We start from the raw sequence: 20,622 nt of genomic DNA, 5'->3' as shown, positions 1-20,622 counted from the left end.
GTTTTGTCGTGGGTGACGCGGAGAGTCGGGAGACGACGGTGCCGACCGGCAGGGTCAAGTGGTACGACGCCGACAAGGGCTTCGGGTTCCTGTCCCAGGAGGGCGGGAACGACGTGTACGTCCCCAAGGGGGCGCTGCCGCGCGAGGTGGAGTCGCTGAAGTCCGGCCAGCGCGTCGAGTTCGGCATCGCCGAGGGCCGGCGCGGGCCGCAGGCCCTCCAGGTGCGCCTGGTCGACCCGCTGCCGTCGGTCGCCGAGACCGCGCGCCGTTCGCCCGACGAGCTCCACGGCCTGATCGACGACATGATCAAGATTCTCGAGGCCCGCGTGCAGCCCGAGCTGCGGCGCGGCCGCTACCCCGACCGGCGCCACACCAAGCAGCTCGCCGAGGTCGTCCGCGCCGTGGCCCGGGAGCTCGAGGGGTAGGCGCCCCGGGGCCCGAGCCCGGCGATCACGCGCGGGCGACGGCGCCGCCCGGCGGCAGGTAGATCGTGCTCACCGTGCCGTCCGTGTGGTCGACGACGAGCGCGTAGCGACCGTCCGGGGTGAACGCGGTCTCGCCGGCCTCGGCCAGGGGCACGATGGTCACCGCGTCGTCCGCCGTCGCGATGAAGAGCAGCTCGCCAGGGCCACGGAGGTAGCCGTAGGCCCCGTCGGGAGTGAACTGGACCTGGGCGTCGGGCGCGTGCGCGTCGGCGACGGTCGTCACGACGTGGTCGTCCGCCGTGTCGATCACCGTGAGGCTGCCGGACGGGTTGTGGGTGACGTAGACGCGGCGCCCGTCCGGGCTGAGCGCGACCTGGAACGGACCCGGATCGACGGGGATCGAGGTGACCGTGGAGCCGCTCTCCGTCTCGACCACCGTCACGGTGCTCCCCCCGAGCGCGGGGACGTAGAGGCGGCTGCCGTCCGCGCTCGTCGCCACCATCCCGAGACCCGATCCGACGTCGACGCGACCGACGACGGTGTCGGTGGCCGTGTCGATGATCGTGACCGTGCCGCCGCCGATGTCGCTCGCGATGGCCCGCCGGCCGTCCGGGGTGAAGGTCACGTCTCCGGCGGCGCCGACCGGGATCGAGGCGATCGCCTCGCCGCTCAGGGTGTCGATCACGGTCACGGCCCCGTCACTGCCCGCGACCCAGGCGTGCACGCCGTCCGCGGCGATGTGCAGCGGCCCGGGGCCCACGCCGAGCGGGACGGTGGACACCAGGGTCCCGGTCGTCGTGTCGATCACCGAGACCGCGCCGTCCGTGCCGTAGTCGAGCACGAGCGCCCGGGTGCCGGTCCCGTCGAACACGGCGGGCGCCGCGTAGTGGGGGCCCACCGGGACCGTTCCGATCACGTGGTCGTCCGACGTGTCGACCACGATCGCGGTGCCCTGGTAGGAGGTGAACACCGCCCGGCTGCTGTCCGGGCTGAACACGGCGTCGTACGTCGGGCCGCCGAGGTCGGTCACGGCGAGCACCGTGCCGTGCACGGGGTCGATCGCGGTGAGTGTCCCGCGCGAGCTGGTGATGTACAGGCGCCGGCCGTCCGGGCTGAATCGGGGCTCGCCGGGCACGCCGTCGAGGGCGATCGTGGTGGGCGCGTAGGTGGTCGGATCGACGAGCGTCACCGTCGGTTCCCCGCCCGTACTGACGACGGAGAGGACGCCTGTCGGGCTGAACTGGGCCTGGCCGGGGAACGTCCCGACCGGCACGGTCGCGAGGACCTCCCCGTACCCGGTGTCGAAGACCGTCAGGGTGCCGTCCTGGGAGCTCGTGACGTAGCCCCGGCTCCCGTCGGGACTGAACGTCACGGGGCTGGGACCGTTCCCGACCGCCACGGTGGTCGCGGTGCCGTCGGCCGTGTCGATCAGGGTGACGGTGCCGTCCGCGTAGTTCGTGAGCACCGCCCGGCTCCCGCCCGGTGCCAGCGTCAGGTAGCCGGGCGACGCGCCGGTGGTGACGGTGCCGACCACGAGGGGCTCGTCGGCCGGGGCGACCGTGACGGTCACCGTGACCGGCGTGCCGGAGCCGGGACGGTTGTAGGCCGTGACCGTGAAGCTGTCGGTGTCGGGTCCCGGCGTGAGAGCGGCGTCCCGCCGGCCCGCACCGCTGGGCCTGTAGAGGTAGTGGCCCGTGGCGTCGACGGTCACCGTGCCGTGCTGTGGGGCGGTCGTGACGCGGTAGGTCAGGGGAGCGGTCCCGAACCCGAGGTCGCCGGCGACCGCCGAGGTGGTCGCGTCGGGCACACCCGCGGTCGCGGTCCCGGTCTGGGTGGGCGGCTGCTGGGGCGGGAGGTCCACGAGCGCGATCTGGGTGAGGGTGCCGTCCCCGCTCGTGACGTAGGCGTACCGGCCGTCGGGGCTGTATGCGAGGTCCGTCGGGTGCGGAACGGCGAAACCCCGCGCGGAGTCGTCGAGCGTGCCGAAGAACGCGACGATGCCGGCGTTGCGGTCGAAGGTGTCGACGAAACGGCCGTCCGGGCTGGTGGTGTCCACCCAGTTGTAGTCGGTGACCTCCAGGCGGTCGAGCGTCGCCGTGTCGTAGACCCAGGTCGACCCGTCGGGGCGCGTGAGGTACGCCCGGGCGCCGTCCAGACTGAAGGTCGGATCGAGGCTGAACCCGGGGACGGTGCGCACCGTGTCGTCCTCTGTGTCGATCACCGTCAGCACGCCGTCATTGTTCGAGAACCAGATCTGGTGGTTGTTCGGGTTGACGGCACCGAAGCCGACGGTCGGCCCGACGGGCACGAGACGCACGATGGCGTCGGTCGTGGTGTCGATGACCGTGACGCCCTGCGTGTCCCGGCTCGCGACGTAGGCACGGTCGCCGAGGACCTGCACACCGAGGTTCCGGGTGCCGACGGTCAGGGTCGTCACCACGGTGCCGGTGGCGGTGTCGATGACCTGGACCGTGCCACTGCCGTAGTCGTCGAGATAGGCACGGGCGCCGTCCGTGGTGAAGGAGAGGTCGTCGGGGTGCGTGTCGATCGGGATCGTCGCCGTGACGGTGCCGGTCACCGGGTCGATCACGCTCATCGTGCCGCCCTCGCCCGGGAAGGCGTAGATCCGGCTCCCGTCGGGGCTCCACTTCTGGTTCTGGAAGGAGCTGAAGGCGATGGGGTCCGTGAGGGTCAGGCCGGAGGTGTCGAGCACGCGGAGCGTGCCGTCCGCCGAGCTCGCGACGATCGCGTACCGACCGCCGGGGCTGAAGGAGGAGAGGAAGGACGAGGGACCGGGCTCGAGGAGGGCGAGCTGGGTGCCGGTCACGGCGTCGATCACCGTGATGGTCCCGTCCGCGCTGCTGGCGGCGTAGAGGCGGCCGCCGTCCGCGGAAGAGCTCGTCTCGGCGTCGGTGCCGACCGGGAGGGTCGCCAGCACCTGTCCGGTGGCGGTGCTGATCACTGTGATCGCGTTGTTGCTGACGTCCTGGACGTAGAAGCGGTCTCCCGCCGGGCTGAAGCCCGCGCCCTGGATCACCGGCCCGAGCGCCACCTGCCGCACGAGTGAGTTGTCCGTGGCGTCGATGACCGACAGCGTCGAGGCGTCGTCGTAGCCCTGCTGGAGGAGCAGCACGCGCGAACCGTCGGGGCTGAACTGCAGGAAACCGTCCGCGGGCAGGACGCTCGTGGCCCCGGACACCGTGTCGACGGCGGTGATCCCCACGCCGGGCGTCGCGAGGTAGACGTACCGGCCGTCGGGGCCCACCCAGACGTGCTGCGGCGCCGGCCCCACCGGGATGGTGGCGACGAGCGTGGGCGTCGCGGCCTGTGCCGGCGGGATCGCGACGGTGCGGGTCACGGTCTCCTCGTCAGCGGCGAGGAGCGCGAAGCGCGCCCGGGCGAGGGTCTGGGCGGGCTGGCGGTCGACACGGACGGTGAACGTGTCCGTGTCCTGCCCGGGGGTCCGCGCTGCGGCGAGCCGGGCCGCCGCGGTCGGGGTGTAGACGTAGTTGCCCGCGGCGTCGATGGTCAGCGTGCCGTGCGCCGGCGGATTGGTGACGGTGAAGACCAGCCGTTCACCCGGCGCCGCGGTCACGCCGAGGTCGCCCCGCGTCACGCCGCTCGTGGCGTCGACCGTCCCGTCGACCGGGGCGCTCGTCGGAGCGGTGGTGACGGTGACGGGGACGGTGGTGGTGTGGGCGCCGAAGAGCCGATCGGCCAGGGCGGGGTGGGAGTGCGCGAGCACCTGGTGCAGCAGCGGGGTCAGGGCGCCCAGCCCGGGCGCGGCGGGATCGTTGTCCCGGACGGTCACGGTGAAGGTGTCGGTACCCGCGTAGCCCGGGGTCGGGGTGTAGGAGTAGGCCCCGCTCGCGGGGTCGACCACCACGGTGCCGTGGGCGGGCGGGGCGCTGACGGTGTAGGTGAGGTGGTCGCCGTCGGGATCGGTGCCGGTCACGATGCCGATGGTCTGCCCCGTGCTGGTCTGGGTGCCCGGAGCCGACCCGGCGGTGGGCGCGCGGTTGAACAGGGGGTTCTCGCCGCGCCGGAACAGCGCCCACTGGGCGAGCAGCAGCGCGCTCGTCGGCGCCGCCGGTGCCGGCACGCCCGGCGCTCCGTGCGAGGCGGGCACGAAGCCGCCCAGGGCCAGCGCGATCCGGGTCAGCAGGTTGTCCCCGGCCGCCCGGGTGATCCGCGTGTCGTGGCGGCCGTGACCGGTGGGCAGGGCGACCCGGGCCGTCGCGGGTACCAGGGCCGAGGCCACGGCCGGGATCCGGGCCGGCTGTGCCCCCGTCGCGGACGGATCCAGGGCGGTGGCCGCGGGACCGGTCGCAACGGTGCTGCCGGTGGCCGGCGGGACGGTCGCGGCCGCGGTCGCGGTCGCGGACGGAGTGGCCGTCGGCGCGGCGGGCTCCGCGGAAGCCGCGGTTTCCGAGGGCGTCGCGGTTTCCGAGGACGTCGCGGTTTCCGAGGACGCCGTGGGCTCCGAGGACGCCGTGGGCTCGTCGGATGAGGTCGGGGTCGACGTCGTCCCCGACGAGCCGGCCTGCTCGCTGCTCTCGCTGCTCGGGGCGCCGTCCCCGTCGGTCCCACCCACGCCGGTCCCGCCGTCGCCGGTGTCGGTCGTGCTCGGGGAGCCGGTGCCGGCGGAGCCCGACCCGTCCTCGGTGCTGCTCGCGCCGCCGGAGTCGGTCCCGCCGTCCGTGTCCGCCGCGGCGGCCACCGCGACGGTGCGGACGACCACCGTCGACACCGGCGCCGGGCCGGGACCGTGCCCGCCCTGGAGAAGGATCCCCGCCCCGATCGCCGCCGCCAGCGTCGTCTGCGCGGTCCGCGAGGCCACGGCCGTGCCGGCGGCTCGCCGTGCTTTCGCGACTCGTGCCGCCTTGCGGGCCCTCGCCGCCTCGTGGGTTCGGGCGGTGTTCCCGGCCTTGACAGACTTCTTCACGATCGTCCCCCCGATACAGCGATGCCCCCGATGACTCACCTCCTTCATCGCGACGGAGGGTGACTTCGTTGCGGGAGTAACTACGCTGTTCGAGTGAATGTCACGCGGAGCGGTGACGCCTACCGGCTCCTTTGCGCTAGTTGTCCGGGATCGCCGGAACGGAGGTCGCCGGCACCGGGCCGCTGGTCTCGGTCGTCGCCGGGGACGTCGGAATGGTCGGCGGCACGCTGACCAGCGGGGCGACGAGCTCGGGCAGCAGCGGCTGGCGCGGGGTGCCGCCCCCGCCGACGCTGGCCGGGCCGTTGTTGTTGACGACCTGCAGGGCCTGGCGCAGGCGCTGCACGTCGCGGCCCCAGGCGTTCGTGTTGTTGGCGAACACCTCGAAGTCCTGCCCGTAGTCGGCGCGGAACTGGGTGCGCATGTTGCCCGCCGGCCCGTTCTCGGCGTTGAACGCGAACGACGGGCCGTAGGTGTCGTCGACGACGTAGGCGCCGTAGTTCTGCAGCGTCCAGGCGATCTGACGGCCGGGCTCGGTGGTCAGGCCCAGGCTGTTGATGTTCACCGTCGGCGGGATGGCGAGCAGCGAGCCCATGCGCATGGCGGTGTTGCGGTTGTTGCCGACGGTGCCGTACCAGCCGACCGCGTAGCCGTCGGGCTTCACGGCGGGCCAGCGGTAGCACTCGGTGCGGGTGGCGCACTGCGCGAGCTCGGCCTTGGCGTACAGGTTGATCTTCAGGGCGTGGCGCGGGCCCTGGTCGCCCGGGCGCAGCTCGCCGATGCGGATCGAGCCGCCCAGCGCGCTCATCCCCGAACCGCCGTGGGAGCCCTCGATGCCGGGGCCGTAGATGTCCTGGTCGGGGAAGCGCACGTAGCTGGTCGCCGGCCCGTTGGCGCGGCAGCGGGCCAGCGGCTGGGTCTGCACGACGGTGCGCCCGTCGGCGGCGAGGAACGCGGCGCTCTCGTTCTTGTTGTTGCTCGGCAGGACGTAGTTCGCCGGGATCGGCACCGTGGCCAGCGTCGTGTTCTGGGTGACGCAGCGGTCGCCGCCCCAGCCGCCGGGGCTCGCGAGGATCGGCGTCAGCGGGGCGGTCGGGGTGAGCACCAGCGGCTCGTCGTCGACCTGCGGCACGCGCGCGCCGGTGTCGCCCCCGGGCAGGGCGGGCAGGTTGGCCGGCGCGAAGACGGCGCCGCTGCCGATCGGCATGTTCCAGATCGAGCTCGAGGCGAACGGCTGGCGCAGCGGGTCGCGCGTCGCGGGCGGCGTCGTGGTCGTGGTGGTGGTCGGCGGCGTGGTCGGCGGCGTGGTCGGCGGCGTCGTCGTGACCGGGGGCGTCGTCGTGGTCGGCGGCGTCGTCGTGGTCGTCGGGGTGGTCGGCGTGGAGGCGGCCGGGGCCGTCCACTTCATCGCCGCGGCGGTGGTGCAGGGCGCGATCACGACGCGCGTGCCGACCGTCGTGCTGTTGTTCAGCGGCGCGAGGCACTTGACCGCCTGGCGGTTGACCACCAGCCCGTCGGTGCGCACGACCCAGTGCTGCGTCTGCGCCGCCGGGTTGCAGGCCACGAGCACGACCGAGGTGTTGTTCGCGGTGCCGTTGTTCAGCGTGCCCAGGCAGCGCCCGCCCGGCGTGCGGATCGACTCGTCGGTGGCCCAGCGGCTGAACTGCTGGGCCGGGTAGGACGCGGCCTGGCAGGTGTTGATCGCCGTGGGGTTGTTCAGCGTCGTGAGGTTGCGGGCGTTCTCGAGGCACCGGGCGTTCGCGTTGCGGAACTGCCCCAGGACCGTCGCGGCCTCGGCGCTGGGCGGGGCGGCCACCGACAGCGCGGTGGAGACGGCGAGGACCACGGCCCCCACCACGCCGACGATGGCGACGAGACGTGACGTGCGGCGTGGCGGACGGCCTGCGGTGTCCATGGTGATGATCTCCCCCCGAGTGGCCCCGGAACGATCGCGGGGCCCGCCCGGACACTAAAGGTCCGATCGAGTGAATCGAGGGAACGCCACACGTCGGAGCGTCACTCGCCCGGGAAACCTCAGCGGTCGTCGACGCTGAGCACCCACGTGGCGCGGGTGGCGAACTCCAGGCCGTTGGGTCCCTGGCTGAGGCGCGCGCCGTACTGCTGGACCTCGGCGCTGGTGAGCTGGTCGGCCGCGTCGGGCAGGACGAGCGTGTACGTCGGGGTGGTCCCCGGGGCGAAGACCGGGCTGCGTCCCTGCTGCGTGGCACCGTTCGCGTCGCGGAACTGGAACGCGAGCTGCCAGGGGGTGCTCGACACCTGCTCCGGCACGCGCACGACCAGGGGGGTGTTCGGCGGGACGGGCAGGACGGCGTTCGCGTCGGGGTCGTCGCCGCACTCGGTGACCTGCACGTCGCAGAACTGGCTCGCCCCGACCGCGGCCTGCGCCCCGCCGGCGCCGAAGGTGACGTCGCCGGGGGACGAGGGCCCGGCGTTGGCGCGCACGACGAGGACGACGATCACGGCGACGACCACGAGCAGGATCGCGCCGCCGACGACGAGCGAGCGCCGGGAGAGCGTCCTCACCGGCGTGCCCGCCACAGCATCGACCTGCCCCGTGTGATCAGCACGGTCTGCACGGTACCGACGGCCACGACGACGCCGATCACGGTGAACCCGATCCACCACGTGGGCGGCAGCAGGACGCCCAGCGCGCCCCCGAACACCCAGGACAGCTGCAGGATCGTCTCGGAGCGCCCGAACGCCGACGCCCGGCTGGCCTCGGGCAGGTCGCGCTGCACGACGGCGTCGAGGCAGACCTTGAGCAGCGCGCTCGTCGTCGCCGCCACCAGCGCCGCGCCCGCGGCCGACGCGATCCCGGTGAGCACCGCCGCGACGACGACGGCGGCCAGCGCGAGCGCGAGGCAGACGACGAGGAGCACCCGGGGCCGGTCGAAGCGCTGGCGCGCGCCGATGAAGTTGCCGAGGAACCCGCCCGCGCCCGCCGCGGCCCCGACGAGACCGAGCAGGACGAGCTGGTCGCCGGGGGCGCCCTCGGTCTCGTTCTTCACGACGAACGCCGAGAACAGCGTCAGGAAACCGGTCAGGCTGCGGATCGTCCCGTTGGCCCACAGGGCGGTGACGACGTCGCGGGTCAGCGACGCCCGCGGCCGCGCCCCGTCCCGGCCGTGGACCGGCAGGATCGTCGTCGGGACCTCGCCCTCGGTGACCTCCACCCAGGCCGGGATGCGCAGGCACAGCCAGACGCCGGCGAGGCAGATGCCGGCGGTGAGCCAGGCGGCTCCGGGCGAGCCGAACAGCCAGGCCACGCCCGCCCCGATCCCGCCCGCGACCCCGGAGGCGACGAGGCCGAAGACGGTGAGGCGCGAGTTCGTCGTCACCAGCGTGATGCCCGGCGGGAGCACCCGCGGCGTCACGGCGGCCTTGAGCACGCCGAACGACTTGGACAGCACCATGATCCCGAGCGCAGCCGGGTAGAGCGCCCAGGTGTCCATCCAGAGCGCGAGCACGACGGCGAGGACGCCCTGGCCCGCGGTCGAGACCGCCATCGCCGCGCGCCGGCCCTGCTGGAGGCGGTCGAGCGCCGGGCCGATCACCGGGGCCACCACCGCGAACGGGGCCACGGTGATGAGCAGGTAGAGCGCGACCTTGGTCTTGCTCTCCGCGCTGGCCGCGGAGAAGAACAGGGTGTTGGCCAGCGCGACGGCGAGCGTCGCGTCGGAGGCGTAGTTCGCCATCCAGGCGTAGGTCAGCGCGGTGAGCCCCGAGCGGTCGGCGCCGTCCGCCGACGCGGCCCGGTGGAAGGCCTGCGCGCCGCGGGCGGTCAGGCGCCGCGCCCGCCACGCGGCCACCCGCGTGACCGTGATCTTGCGGGGGCCCGGGTCGTCGTCCTCGGGCTCGTACCGGTGGTCGGCCCGTGTGTCCGCCCGGGGGTCGTACCGGGTCGCGTACTCGGTGTCCTGCTCCCGGCCGTCCCGCCCCGGGCCGGCGGGGTCCTCGGGGAACGGGCGCGTGGAGCGGGCGGTGGGCGGCAGGCGACCGGGCCGGCGGCGCGGCGGCGGACCGTAGGGGTGGTGCGGTCCGGTCACGGGTCCATGATGACCGACGGGCCGCCGGGCCGGGACACCCTCGGTGACCGCGGCGCGACCGGGTGTGGCGGGCAGGGCGCCTCCCACGCACGACCGGATGACCGGCACAATCGACACCGTGGTGCCCGAGCTCGCCGACCCGACCAACGTCGCCGCCCACCTCGCCGCGGCGGCCGATCTCGCGCGCGCCGCGGCGGTGGAGACCGCCGACGGCGAGGACGCCCAGGTCGGTGACGCCGTGGCGCTGCGCGCCGAGGACGTGCCCGACGCCGCGACCCACTACTTCGCGGCCGACAAGCCCGGCTACCGCGGGTGGTACTGGGCGGTGACCGTCGCCGGGCCGGAGGGCGACGTCAACGTCAGCGAGGTCGTCCTGCTGCCCGGGCCGGAGTCGGTGGTCGCGCCCGCCTGGGTGCCGTGGACCGACCGGCTGCGCGCCGAGGACCTCGGGCCGGGCGACCTGCTGCCGGTCGAGGACGACGACGAGCGTCTCGTCCCCGCGCACGCGGCCCTCGACCCCGACTCCGAGGAGGGCGCCGAGGCCGCCGAGACGGGGCCCGGCGTCCGCGAGGTCGGCGACGAGCTGGGCATGGGCCGCCCGCGCGTGATGAGCCGCGAGGGCCGTCTGGACGCCGCGGTGCGCTGGTCGGACGGCGACTTCGGGCCGGGGGCGGACATGGCCCGGTCGGCCTCGGCGCACTGCGGGACCTGCGGGTTCTACCTGCCGGTGGCCGGGTCGCTGCGCGCCGCGTTCGGCGTGTGCGGCAACGGCAACGTGCCCGCCGACGGGCACGTCGTGCACGCCGAGTACGGCTGCGGCGGGCACTCCGAGCTGCAGGTCGACAGCGGGTCGCTCGTGGCGGTCGCCGATCTCGTCTACGACGACGGCGTCGAGATGGAGCCCGAGCCGGCCGGATCGCACGGCTGACATGACGCAGGGGGACACGGCGGACGTGGCCCCGGACCCCTTCGGCACCGCGGCACTGCGCCGCGCGGTCCTCGACGCCTGGACCGCCTCGCCGGCCCGCTTCCGCGAGGACGCGAACGCCGAGGAGGACCTGCTGCGCGGGGGCTACCGGGACCGGTGGTTCGTCGAGCTCGCGCAGAACGCCGCGGACGCCGCCGAGCGCGCGGGGACGACGACCGTGCTGCGGGTGCGGGTGGACGACGGCGTCCTGGGCGTCGCCGGGTCCGGCGCACCGCTCGACGCCGACGGCGTCGCGGGCCTCGCGTCGCTGCGCGCGTCGGCCAAGCGCGGCACGGGCGGGGTGGGGCGGTTCGGGGTCGGGTTCGCCGCGGTCACCGTGGTGAGCGACGCGCCGCGGGTCGTCACCCGCACCGCGGACGGCGCCACGGCCGGCGTGGTGTTCGACCGGGCGCGCACCGCCCGCGCGATCGCCGACACCGGCGTCGGGGCGCTCGCCGAGGAGCTCGCCCGCCGCGACGGCGCCGCGCCGGCCCTGCGGCTCGCCTGGCCCACCGAGCCCGACGAGCCGGCGCCCCCGGCGGGCACCGACACCGAGGTGCGCCTGCCCCTGCGCCCGGGCCTCGACCCGGCCGCGCTCCTCGCCACCGCCGCGGCCCAGGCGCCCGACCTGCTGCTCGCCCTGCCCGCGCTGCACGCCGTCGACCTGCCCGACGGCGTCGTCGCACGCGTCGAGGAGTCCGACGCCGTCGTCGTCGGCGACCGCCGGTGGCACGTCGCCCACGCCGAGGGCACCGTCCCGGCCGAGCTGCTCGCCGACCTCGCCGTCGAGGACCGCGCCCGCCCGGGCTGGCGCGTGACGTGGGCCGAGCCGGGCGGCGGGGTCGTGATCGACGCCGAGCACCCCGACGTGCTGCACGCCCCGACGCCGACCGACGAGCACACGACGCTCCCGGCCCGCCTGCTCGCGACCGTCCCGCTCGACCCGGACCGCCGCCACGTGCGGGCCGGGCCGGTCACCGAGCACGTCCTGGCGGCCGCCGCCGCGCGCTATCCCGACCTCGTGCGCGCCCGCCCCGGAGTCGAGCGCCCCGCGCTGGTCCCGCGCCCCGCACTCCCGGCGTCGGCGGTGGACGCCTCCCTGCGCGACGGGGTGCTCGCGGCGCTGCGCACGACACCGTGGCTGCCGCCCGCCGTGGCCGGCGACGATCTCGCCCCGGCCGCGGCGCAGGTGCTGGACCTCGATCCGACCGGCCCGCCCGCGGTGCTCGCCGCGCTGGCCGAGCAGCTCGCGCCGGTGCTCCCGGGCCTGCTCGACGCCGCCCTCGCCGAGCCACGGCACGCCGCGGCGCTGGCGGCGGTCGGGGTCGGGCGCGTCGGGCCGGCGACGCTGGTCGAGGCGCTCGCCGGCGTCGACCGGCCCGTGGCGTGGTGGCGCAGCCTGCTCGCCGGGCTGGCCGCGCTGCCCGCGCTGGCGACGCCCGCCGCCCGCGAGGAGCTGGCGGGGCTGCCGGTGCCGCTCGCCGACGGCCGGCTGGTGCACTCCGCGCGCGGGGTGCTGCTGCCCGGCGACGACACCGGGCTCGCCGACCGCCTCGCGGCCGCCGGGGTGCCCGGTCTGCGGGTCGCCGCGCCCGGCCTCGACGACGACCCGGGCGCCCGCGACCTGCTCACCGCGCTCGGCGCCCGCCCCGTCGACGGGTCCGCGCTGCTGGCCGACCCCGCCCTGCGCGAGGCCGTCGACCGCTCGCTCGACGACGCCGAGGCGGGCGCGGACCGCGAGGGCCTGGACGCGCTCGCGGCCCTGGTGCTCGACCTGGTCGCCCGCGGCGCGCAGGCCGACCGCGACCTGGGGGCGCTCGCCCTGCCCGATCTCGGGGCCACGTACCGGCGTGCCGACGAGCTCGTGCTGCCCGACGGCGTGCTGCGCGGGCTGGTCGACCCCGACGGGCCGCTCGGGGTGCTCGACCCGTCGGTCGCCGCCGCCCACCCGCGCCACGCGCTCACCGCGCTCGGCGTCCTGGACGGGTTCGCGGTCCTGCGCGACGAGGCGCCCACCGGCCCCGACCACGACCTCGACGACGAGGAGCTGTGGTGGGCCGAGGAGATGGACCCCGATCCCGAGCAGGTCCTCGAGCCGGCGCCGTTGGTCGCCGTCCGGGACCTCGACCTCGTCGCCGACGACCGCTGGGACGCCGCCTGGCCGGTGCTCGCCGGCGACCGCGAGGTCCGCGAGGCCCTCGGCGGCGCGCGCCCGGTGGAGGCCGCCGGTGACGACGGGCCACGGCCCTACACCGCGTGGTGGCTCGGGCGGCACGGGCGGCTCGGCGGGCGCCCGCCGACGGCGTGGCGTCTGCCCGGCGCCGCGGCCGTCGCCGGGCTCTACGACCCGGTGCCCGACGACGTCGCCGCCGCCCTCGACCCGGCCTTCCTCGCCGCGGTCGGGGTCCGCACCCGGCCGCGCGTCGCGGGCGCCGACGACGCGACCGACCTGCTCGCCCGCCTCGCTGACCCCGCCCGCGCGGTGCCCGCGGCGATCGCCGCGACGGCGCACGCCGCCCTCGCCGAGGCCGTCGCCGCCGGGCGGGTCACCGTCGCCGACGTCGAGCCGCCGGACCGTGTCCGCGTCGCCGACGGCACCGTGCGCGACGCCGACCCCGGCGGGCGCCGCGAGGTCCCGCCCGCGGTACTCGACCACGCCCAGCTCGCCGGGGTCCTGCCGGCGTCGGTGCTGGTGCTGCCCGGCCCCGGGGACCCCGCCGTGCTGGCCGACCTGATGGACCTCGCCCCGGCCTCGGAGCGCGTCCGCGTGTCCCTGCGCGAGGGCGGTCGGGCCGTGGCGTGGGAGCGGATCCCCGCGGTCGTCGCCTGGGCGGCCGCGCTGGGCCACGCGGTGCCCGAGGGCGAGCTGGTGCTCCACGAGCGGCTGCGCGTGCTCGTCGTCGACGACGAGCGCGGCGGCGCGCCCGAGGAGCACACGCCAGGGGTCTGGGTCGCCGACGGCGTGGTGCACGCGGACGACCCGCTCAAGGGGCTGCTCGCCGCGCTGTCCGGCTGACTAGAGCTTCTGGGCGCCTTTGACGCCGCGGCGCACGGCCCGGCGCTGGAGCCCCAGCACGAGCAGGCCCACCGCCCCGAGGGCGACCCCGACGAGGGCGGCGGCGAACCAGACGTCGAGCGGGCGCACGCCGGTCAGCGCGAGCACCCCGAGCACGACCGCGACGGCGAGCCAGATCCCCGAGCCCACGAGCACGACGGGCACCGGGTCGGTGAGCCGTCGCGGCAGGGGCGGCGGCTCGGCGTGCAGATCGAACCGGGCGGGCACGCGCCGCACCCTACGTGAGCGGAATTCCCGGCTATAGCCGGGAATTCCGCTCACATACGGACGTGATGTTGCGGTTAGCCTGCGCGCCGTGCTGCAGCGCTACTTCCGGCTCAACGAGCGCGGGACGACGGTCGCCCGCGAGGTCCGCGGTGGCCTTGTCACCTTCGTGACGATGGCCTACATCGTCGTCCTCAACCCCCTGATCCTCGGCAGCATCGACCCGGCCTCGCCGTCGGCGAAGCGCGACGTGCTGGGGATGACGCTGACCGTGCCGCAGGTCGCGGCCGTGACCGCCCTGGTCGCGGGCGTCATGACGATCGTCTTCGGGCTCGTCGCCAACTTCCCGTTCGCGATGGCCACGGGCCTCGGGATCAACACCCTGGTCGCGGTCACGATCGCCCCGCAGGTGACGTGGCCCCAGGCCATGGGCCTGGTCGTCGTCAACGGCATCATCATCGTGATCCTCGGTCTGACCGGGTTCCGCACCGCGGTGTTCAACGCGATCCCGGGCCCGCTCAAGATCGCCATCGCGGCCGGGATCGGGGCGTTCATCGCGTTCATCGGGCTGGTCGACGCCGGGTTCGTCCGGCGCCTGCCCGACGCGGCCAACACCACGGTCCCGGTGGGACTCGGCATCGAGGGCTCGATCGCGTCGTGGCCGACGGCGGTGTTCTGCGTCGGTCTGCTGCTCACCGGCGTCCTCGTCGCCCGCGGTGTGCGCGCGGGGATCCTGCTCGGCGTGCTCGGCACGACGGTGCTCGCGATCCTCGTCGAGGCCATCGTGGCCGTCGGCCCGTCCAACGGGACGAACCCCAAGGGCTGGAACCTCGGCTACCCGGGTCTGCCCTCGTCGATCGTCTCCCTGCCCGACCTGTCGCTGGTCGGCGACGTCTCGTTCGGCGCGTTCCTGGAGCTGCCCGCCCTGGCGGTGACGCTGCTGGTCTTCACGCTCGTGCTCGCGAACTTCTTCGACGCGATGGGCACGATGACCGGGCTCGGGCGCCAGGCGGGTCTGCTCGACGAGAAGGGCCAGCTGCCCAACATCGGGCGCGCGCTCGTCGTCGAGGGCTCCGGCGCGATCGCCGGCGGCGCCGCCTCGGCCAGCTCCAACACCGTGTTCGTGGAGTCGGCGTCCGGGATCGCCGAGGGCGCCCGGACGGGCCTCGCGAACATCGTCACCGGGCTGCTCTTCCTCGCGGCGATGTTCTTCACCCCGCTCTACGAGATCGTCCCCGTCGAGGCCGCCGCGCCGGCGCTCGTCATCGTCGGCGCGCTCATGATCGGCGGCGTCCGCGACGTCGAGTGGTCGGACTTCTCGGTCGCCCTGCCGGTGTTCCTGACCATCGTCGTCATGCCGTTCACCTACTCGATCGCCAACGGCATCGGCGCGGGGTTCATCAGCTGGGTGCTGCTGCGCTCGGCCACGGGGCGGGTCCGCGAGATCCACCCGCTGATGTGGGTCGTCGCCGTCGCGTTCGTCCTCTACTTCGCCGTCACACCGTTGCGGGTGCTCTTCGGGCTGTGAGGTACTTCCCGGTGTGGTCAAGCCCGGGGTGATCGAGCCCTACCAGGTGGTCGGCCTGATCCCGACGATGCGCGGGATCCGCTACCGCGACGAGATCAAGGTCAACCTCGAGCACCTGGAGCACCTCGCCAAGGCCGCGTCGTGGCTCTCGGCGATGGCGCTGCCGGTCCGGCTGATCACCATTCCCGAGGGCGCGCTGCAGGGCTTCAACGACGAGGTCCTCGACCACGACCACGAGTGGTTCGCCCGCGAGTGCGCCATCGACGTGCCGGGCCCGGAGACCGACGCGCTGGGCCGGCTGGCCGCCACCTACGACGCGTACGTGATGGCCACCGCGAAGGCGCGGCACCCGGAGTTCCCGGGCCGGTTCTTCAACGTGGGGTTCGCGCTCTCGCCGCAGCAGGAGATCGTGCTGACCCACTACAAGGTCACGCCGCTGCAACCGGTCGAGCACTCGGTGACCCCGCACAACGTGTGGGACCGGTGGGTCGAGCTCTACGGCGACGGTCTCGACGCGTTCTACCCGGTGGCCGACACCGACATCGGCCGCCTCGGGATCATGATGGCGAACGAGGCGTCCTACCCGGAGAACGCGCGCGGGCTGGCGATGAACGGCTGCGAGGTGGCCTACCGCGGCCCGTACCCCCACCCGCACGCCGGCAACGGGTTCTACGAGATCCAGAACCGGGCGCGAGCGCTGGACAACAACATGTACGTCGTCGCCAACCAGGTCGGCACGTACTACCTGCACACCGACTCGGACGTCCCGATCGACACGTTCGGCTCGCCGAGCATGATCTGCGACTACCGGGGCCAGGTGGTCGGCGAGGTCGGCTACGCGGGGCACTCCACGTACCTGGCCGGCACCGTCGACATCGGGGCCCTGCGCGACTTCCGGGCCCGCGCCCAGTTCGGCAACTGGCTCAAGGACCTCACCACCGAGCAGTACCGGGTGATCTACGCCGAGCCGATCTACCCGAAGAACCTCTACCTGGACCGCAAGCCCTACGATCACGCCGACTACCGGCGCGAGGTCACCGAGAAGCAGATCGAGCTGCTGCACTCCCGCGACGTGTGGCGCCGTCCCTGAGCAAGGACCTGAGCACGGTGTGACGCCGACTGGTCACCGGTTGACAGGGTCCGGCGGTACCGGAAGCGTTGCGGGGAATGGGTAGGGCACGACTGACGCGCCGTCGGCACGTCGACCACGGGAAGCTCGCGACGTCTCTCTGTCGCTGAGCTCCGTTCGTCACCTCTCGCCCGTTTCCGCGTGGGAGCTCCCGCGCGTCATCCCCCTCGACGAGGAGGCACCTGCCGTGTCCGTCGGCACCCCCACCAAGCCCCTGCGCTTCGCCTACTGGGTCCCCAACGTCTCCGGGGGCCTGGTCACCAGCGCCATCGAGCAGCGCACCGACTGGAACTGGGACTACAACCGCGAGACCGCCATCGCGGCGGAGAACGCCGGGTTCGAGTTCGCGCTCTCCCAGGTCCGGTACATGGCCAGCTACTCGGCCGAGTACCAGCACGAGTCCACGTCGCTCTCGCTGGCGATCATGATGGCGACCGAGCGCCTCAAGGTCATGGCCGCCGTGCACCCCGGCATGTGGCACCCCGGCGTCTTCGCCAACTTCGGCGCCACCGCCGACCACCTGACGAACGGCCGCTTCGCCACCAACGTCGTCTCCGGGTGGTTCAAGGGCGAGTTCCAGGCCTTCGGCGAGCCGTGGCTCGAGCACGACGAGCGCTACCGGCGCACCGAGGAGTTCATCCGCTGCCTCAAGGGGATCTGGGAGGAGGACGACTTCACGTTCCTCGGCGACTTCTACCGGTTCCACGACTACTCGCTGAAGCCCAAGCCGCTCAACACCCCGGAGCGGCCGCACCCGGAGATCTTCCAGGGCGGCAACTCGACGGCGGCGCGCAAGATGGCCGGCCGCGTGTCGGACTTCTACTTCTCCAACGGCAAGGACTTCGACGGTGTCGTCGAGCAGCTCCACGACGTCAACACCGAGGCCGCGGAGAACGACCGCACGGTGAACTTCGGGCTCAACGGCTTCATGATCGTCCGGGACTCCGAGAAGGAGGCCCGCGACACCCTGCGCGAGATCGTCGACAAGGCCAACAAGGACCAGGTCGAGGGCTTCCGCCAGGCCGTCCAGCAGGCCGGCGCGTCGGCCTCCGACGGCAAGGGCATGTGGGCGGAGTCGTCGTTCGAGGACCTCGTGCAGTACAACGACGGCTTCAAGACCCAGCTCATCGGCACCGCCGAGCAGGTCGCCGACCGGATCATCGAGTACAAGAAGCTCGGCGTCGACCTCAACCTCCTGTGCTTCCTGCACGTGAAGGAGGAGATCGAGCAGTTCGGCAAGGAGGTCCTGCCGATCATCCGCGAGAAGGAGGCCGAGCTCCCCGACGCCGAACCCGCCCCCGCGCTGGCCCAGGCCTGACCCCCATGTGAGCGAACGTTGGTGCTATAGCACCAAAGTTCGCTCACGTATCCCGGTCATCCCAGGCACGCGGCGAGCTCGTCGCGGCCGGCGACGTCGAGCTTGCGGTACACGTGCCCCAGGTGGGTCTCGACCGTCTTCGTCGTGACGAACAGCGCCTGGGCGACCTCGCGGTTCGACAGGCCGTCGGCGGCGAGCTCGGCGACCCGGCGCTCGGCCGCGGTCAGCGACTCGGCGCCGGTCACGGCCACGCGGCGGGGCCGGGCGCCGGCGGCGTGCAGCTCCTCGCGGGCGCGGTCGACGAGACGGTCCGCGCCGCAGCGCACCGCCAGGTCCTGGCCGGTGGCGAGCAGCGTGCGCGCCGCCGCCCGCTGGTTCGTGCGCCGCAGCGCCGCGCCGAGGTCGACGTGGGCGCGCGCCAGGTCCAGGCGTGCGGGGGTGGGCCCGAGCAGCGTCACCGCCTCGCGCAGCGGCGCGATCGTGCCGCCCACCAGCCCGCGCGTCCGCAGCGCGTCGGCGAGCGCCCGGGGCGTCGCGTACCGGCGGGCGACCGCGACCGCGTCGTCGGCGGTCCCCACCGCCGACGCCGTGTCCCCGAGCCGGTGCTGGGCGGCCGCGAGCCCGGTCCGCCAGGGCAGCAGCCCGGGATGGCTGATCCCGCGCAGGCGCAGGCGCTCGCCGCACGCCGTGAAGTCGTCGCGCGCCTCGCCCGCCCGTCCCTGCGCGAGACGCAGCCGCCCCCGCGCGGCGAGCAGGTACGCGAACCCGGTGTGGCCCTGCGCCGCGTCCAGCGTCGCCGCGGCCTCGTCGACCGCGCCGCGCTCCACGAGGACCACGACCAGCCAGCTCAGGGTGTAGCGCCGCGCGGCGTGCAGCCCGTGCTCGACCGCGAGCGCGTCGGCGAGCCGGGCGTCCGCCTCGGCCTCCACCAGGTCGCCCTGCAGGTAGCGGGTCTGGGTGCGCAGCACGCTCGCGGCGGCGAAGTCGACGGTCGACCCCCGCCGCCGGGCCCCGGCGAGCATCGCCTCGGCGGCGGCGCGCACGGGCTCGAGGTGGTCGATCGCCACCAGCACCATCGTCGCGGGCAGGACGACGGCCGGGTCCGGGGCGGGCTCGCGCAGCGTCGCGTCGAGGGCCTCGCGCGCCATCGCCACCGCGGTGTCCACCGCACCGGTGTCACGGTCGGTCTGGAGTGCCTCGAGGGCGGTGGTCGCGAGCAGGATCGCCCCGCCGCGCGCGGGTAGCCGGCCCTCGCGGCGCAGGGCGTGGGTGAGCGCGACGGCCTCGCCCCGCCGGGCCGGATCGCGCCGCGCCAGGCCCGCGGACGCCGCGGCGAGCTCGATCGCGGCCTCGCTGCCGTCGTCGAGGCCCGCCCGCGCCTCGTCGAGCACCGCGAGGGCGCGCGGGAAGGCGAGCGTCGTCTGCAGCTCGCGGGCCAGGTCGAGCGCGACGAGACCGCGCCGCCGCGGGTGGGTGGCGGTCGCGAACGCCTCCTCGAGCAGGACGACGCCCTCGGTGTGCGACACCCGCGCGGTCGCCGTGCCTAGCTCGTGGAGCACGGCCGCCCGCTCCTCGGCGGGCGGGGGCTCGGCGGCGGCCCGCTGCAGGTACGCCCGGGCGGTCTCCGGCGCGCCCTTGCGCAGGGCCGCCCGGCCACCCGCCCGCAGCCACGCCACGACGGTCGGGTCGGCGAACGCCTCGGTGTGCAGCAGCTGCGCGGCGACCAGCTCCGCGCCGGCGCCGTCCGCGGCGAGGGCGTCGGCGGCGCGGCGGTGCCCGCGGTGGCGCTCGGCGGGCCCGAGCCGGTCGGCGACCGCCTGCTCGATCAGCGAGTGCTCGAAGGTCAGGGGCCGCCCCGGGGCCAGCAGCCGGGCGGCCACGAGCGTCTCCGCCCCGACGGCCGCACGGTCGGGGTCGAGCCCGGCGACCGCCACGACGTGGCGCAGCTCGGCGGTCCCGCCGAGGACGGCCACCGCCCCGGCGACCGCCGTGGCGTCCCCGCCGGCCTCGCCGAGCCGCCGCGCGACGAACCGCGCGACCACCGTGGGCGCGAGCTCGGCGACGATCTCGGGCCCCCGCGCCCCGTCCCCGGCCTCGGCCACGGCCCCGAGCAGGGCCCGCACGAGCAGGGGGTTGCCGCCGGTGGCCTCGTGACAGGCCCGGACGAAGGCGGTGGGGACGGTCCCGAGGCGGCCGTCGACGAGGGCGCCGACGGCGGCCTCGCTGAGGGGTCCGGGGCGCAGCACGGTGGCGACGTCGGCCTCGCGCAGCGCGTCGACCACCGCGGGCTCGAGGAGGGCGGCCGGGTCCTGGAGGGCGAGCACGATCGCGACGGGCAGCTCGGCGACCCGGCGCGCGACGTAGGCCAGGGCGCGCAGCGACGCCGCGTCCGCGAGGTGCGCGTCGTCGACCAGCAGCATGACCGGGCCGCGCTCGGCGACGCCCGCCACCAACCAGTAGAGGCCGTGCAGGGTGCCGGCCGGGTCGCCCTCGGGCGGTCCCTCGAGGGTCAGCGCGGGCGCGGCCAGCCGGGCGGCGCCGGCGAACAGCTCGTCCCCGTCGGCGGCGAGGAGCGGCTCGAACAGGTCGCGGACGACCCCGAACGCGAAATCCCGTTCCAGCGGGCCGCCCCGGGCCGTGAGCACGGTGGCCGTGCCGTCCCGGTCGCGGGCCGCGCTGAGCAGGCGCGTCTTGCCGATCCCGGGCGGGCCCTCGATCCAGACCAGACCGCCGTGGCCGCCCGCGGCCGACGCGACGACCTCCGCGAGCACCCCGAGCTCGTGCTCACGCTCGAGCAGCGCCGCGTCGTGCGCAGCCGTGCCCGTCGTCGCCAGCCCCATGACGACACTCCGTGTCTCATCGCCCCCGGTCGGACCACCGTAGGAGGGGCGACATGCCTCACGCCATCACGAGATGTGACTACATCCGCAGTTCTCGGGGTGGCGCCCCGACGCCGAGAGCCCGGA

12 protein-coding genes are annotated in these 20,622 nt (G+C 74.9%); 6 read left to right on the top strand and 6 right to left on the bottom strand.

Features of this window, described 5'->3' with window-relative positions; genetic code table 11:
• Window positions 1–38 precede the first annotated feature (38 nt).
• Window positions 39–425 carry a cold-shock protein gene (locus QSK03_RS08845; RefSeq protein ID WP_285650594.1) on the top strand — a complete coding sequence of 129 codons (387 nt, stop codon included), beginning with the start codon at window positions 39–41 and terminating at the stop codon, window positions 423–425.
• 25 nt (window positions 426–450) lie between these two features.
• On the opposite strand, the gene QSK03_RS08840 is transcribed toward QSK03_RS08845, so the two are convergent.
• From QSK03_RS08840 to QSK03_RS08825, 4 genes are all read right to left on the bottom strand, one after another.
• Entirely contained in the window at window positions 451–5,265 is a 4,815-nt protein-coding gene (locus tag QSK03_RS08840) for a cytochrome D1 domain-containing protein (protein WP_285650591.1), read from the bottom strand.
• A 241-nt stretch (window positions 5,266–5,506) separates the two neighbouring features.
• On the bottom strand, window positions 5,507–7,282 hold the full coding sequence (locus tag QSK03_RS08835) for a ricin-type beta-trefoil lectin domain protein (RefSeq protein ID WP_285650588.1): 1,776 nt from the start codon (window positions 7,280–7,282) through the stop codon (window positions 5,507–5,509).
• A gap of 119 nt (window positions 7,283–7,401) precedes the next feature.
• Window positions 7,402–7,926, bottom strand: coding sequence for a DUF2771 family protein (locus QSK03_RS08830; RefSeq protein WP_285650582.1), 525 nt, complete (start codon window positions 7,924–7,926; stop codon window positions 7,402–7,404).
• Window positions 7,908–9,434, bottom strand: a complete 1,527-nt coding sequence (locus tag QSK03_RS08825; protein WP_285650580.1) for an MFS transporter — start codon at window positions 9,432–9,434, stop codon at window positions 7,908–7,910. Before QSK03_RS08825 ends, QSK03_RS08830 begins: the two co-directional genes overlap by 19 nt.
• A 97-nt stretch (window positions 9,435–9,531) precedes the next feature.
• Here QSK03_RS08825 and QSK03_RS08820 point away from each other — a divergent pair, with 97 nt between their 5' ends.
• Window positions 9,532–10,362 (top strand): DUF3027 domain-containing protein, encoded by an 831-nt coding sequence (locus tag QSK03_RS08820; RefSeq protein ID WP_285650579.1) that lies wholly within the window; start codon window positions 9,532–9,534, stop codon window positions 10,360–10,362.
• 1 nt (window position 10,363) lies between these two features.
• Window positions 10,364–13,417, top strand: a complete 3,054-nt coding sequence (locus tag QSK03_RS08815; RefSeq protein ID WP_285650576.1) for a sacsin N-terminal ATP-binding-like domain-containing protein — start codon at window positions 10,364–10,366, stop codon at window positions 13,415–13,417.
• Here QSK03_RS08815 and QSK03_RS08810 read toward each other — a convergent pair whose 3' ends face one another.
• Complete coding sequence (locus QSK03_RS08810) at window positions 13,418–13,684, bottom strand: DUF2530 domain-containing protein (RefSeq protein ID WP_285650573.1); 267 nt, start codon at window positions 13,682–13,684, stop codon at window positions 13,418–13,420.
• A gap of 88 nt (window positions 13,685–13,772) precedes the next feature.
• Here QSK03_RS08810 and QSK03_RS08805 point away from each other — a divergent pair, with 88 nt between their 5' ends.
• From QSK03_RS08805 to sfnG, 3 genes are all read left to right on the top strand, one after another.
• Window positions 13,773–15,209, top strand: coding sequence for an NCS2 family permease (locus QSK03_RS08805; RefSeq protein WP_502872147.1), 1,437 nt, complete (start codon window positions 13,773–13,775; stop codon window positions 15,207–15,209).
• A 13-nt stretch (window positions 15,210–15,222) separates the two neighbouring features.
• A complete protein-coding gene (locus QSK03_RS08800) occupies window positions 15,223–16,299 on the top strand; it encodes a nitrilase-related carbon-nitrogen hydrolase (RefSeq protein WP_285650570.1) in 1,077 nt (358 codons plus the stop codon).
• Between the two features lie 226 nt (window positions 16,300–16,525).
• Window positions 16,526–17,656 (top strand): dimethylsulfone monooxygenase SfnG, encoded by a 1,131-nt coding sequence (gene sfnG / locus QSK03_RS08795; RefSeq protein ID WP_285650565.1) that lies wholly within the window; start codon window positions 16,526–16,528, stop codon window positions 17,654–17,656.
• Window positions 17,657–17,712: 56 nt separating this feature from the next.
• Here the strand turns inward: sfnG and QSK03_RS08790 are convergent, their stop codons facing one another.
• Window positions 17,713–20,496 carry a helix-turn-helix transcriptional regulator gene (locus QSK03_RS08790; RefSeq protein WP_285650563.1) on the bottom strand — a complete coding sequence of 928 codons (2,784 nt, stop codon included), beginning with the start codon at window positions 20,494–20,496 and terminating at the stop codon, window positions 17,713–17,715.
• Window positions 20,497–20,622 lie beyond the last annotated feature (126 nt).

It is taken from the genome of Actinomycetospora sp. NBRC 106375 (assembly GCF_030269665.1).
Taxonomy (GTDB): domain Bacteria; phylum Actinomycetota; class Actinomycetes; order Mycobacteriales; family Pseudonocardiaceae; genus Actinomycetospora.
The sequence above is the reverse complement of the archived record's forward strand: the minus strand, read 5'-3'. Positions and strand labels throughout refer to the sequence as shown.

Coding starts and splice junctions, on each gene's coding strand:
- QSK03_RS08815 (WP_285650576.1), top strand. CDS start 10,364: ATGACGCAGGGGGACACGGCGGACGTGGCCCCGGACCCCTTCGGCACC.
- QSK03_RS08835 (WP_285650588.1), bottom strand. CDS start 7,282: ATGGACACCGCAGGCCGTCCGCCACGCCGCACGTCACGTCTCGTCGCC.
- QSK03_RS08790 (WP_285650563.1), bottom strand. CDS start 20,496: ATGGGGCTGGCGACGACGGGCACGGCTGCGCACGACGCGGCGCTGCTC.
- QSK03_RS08820 (WP_285650579.1), top strand. CDS start 9,532: ATGACCGGCACAATCGACACCGTGGTGCCCGAGCTCGCCGACCCGACC.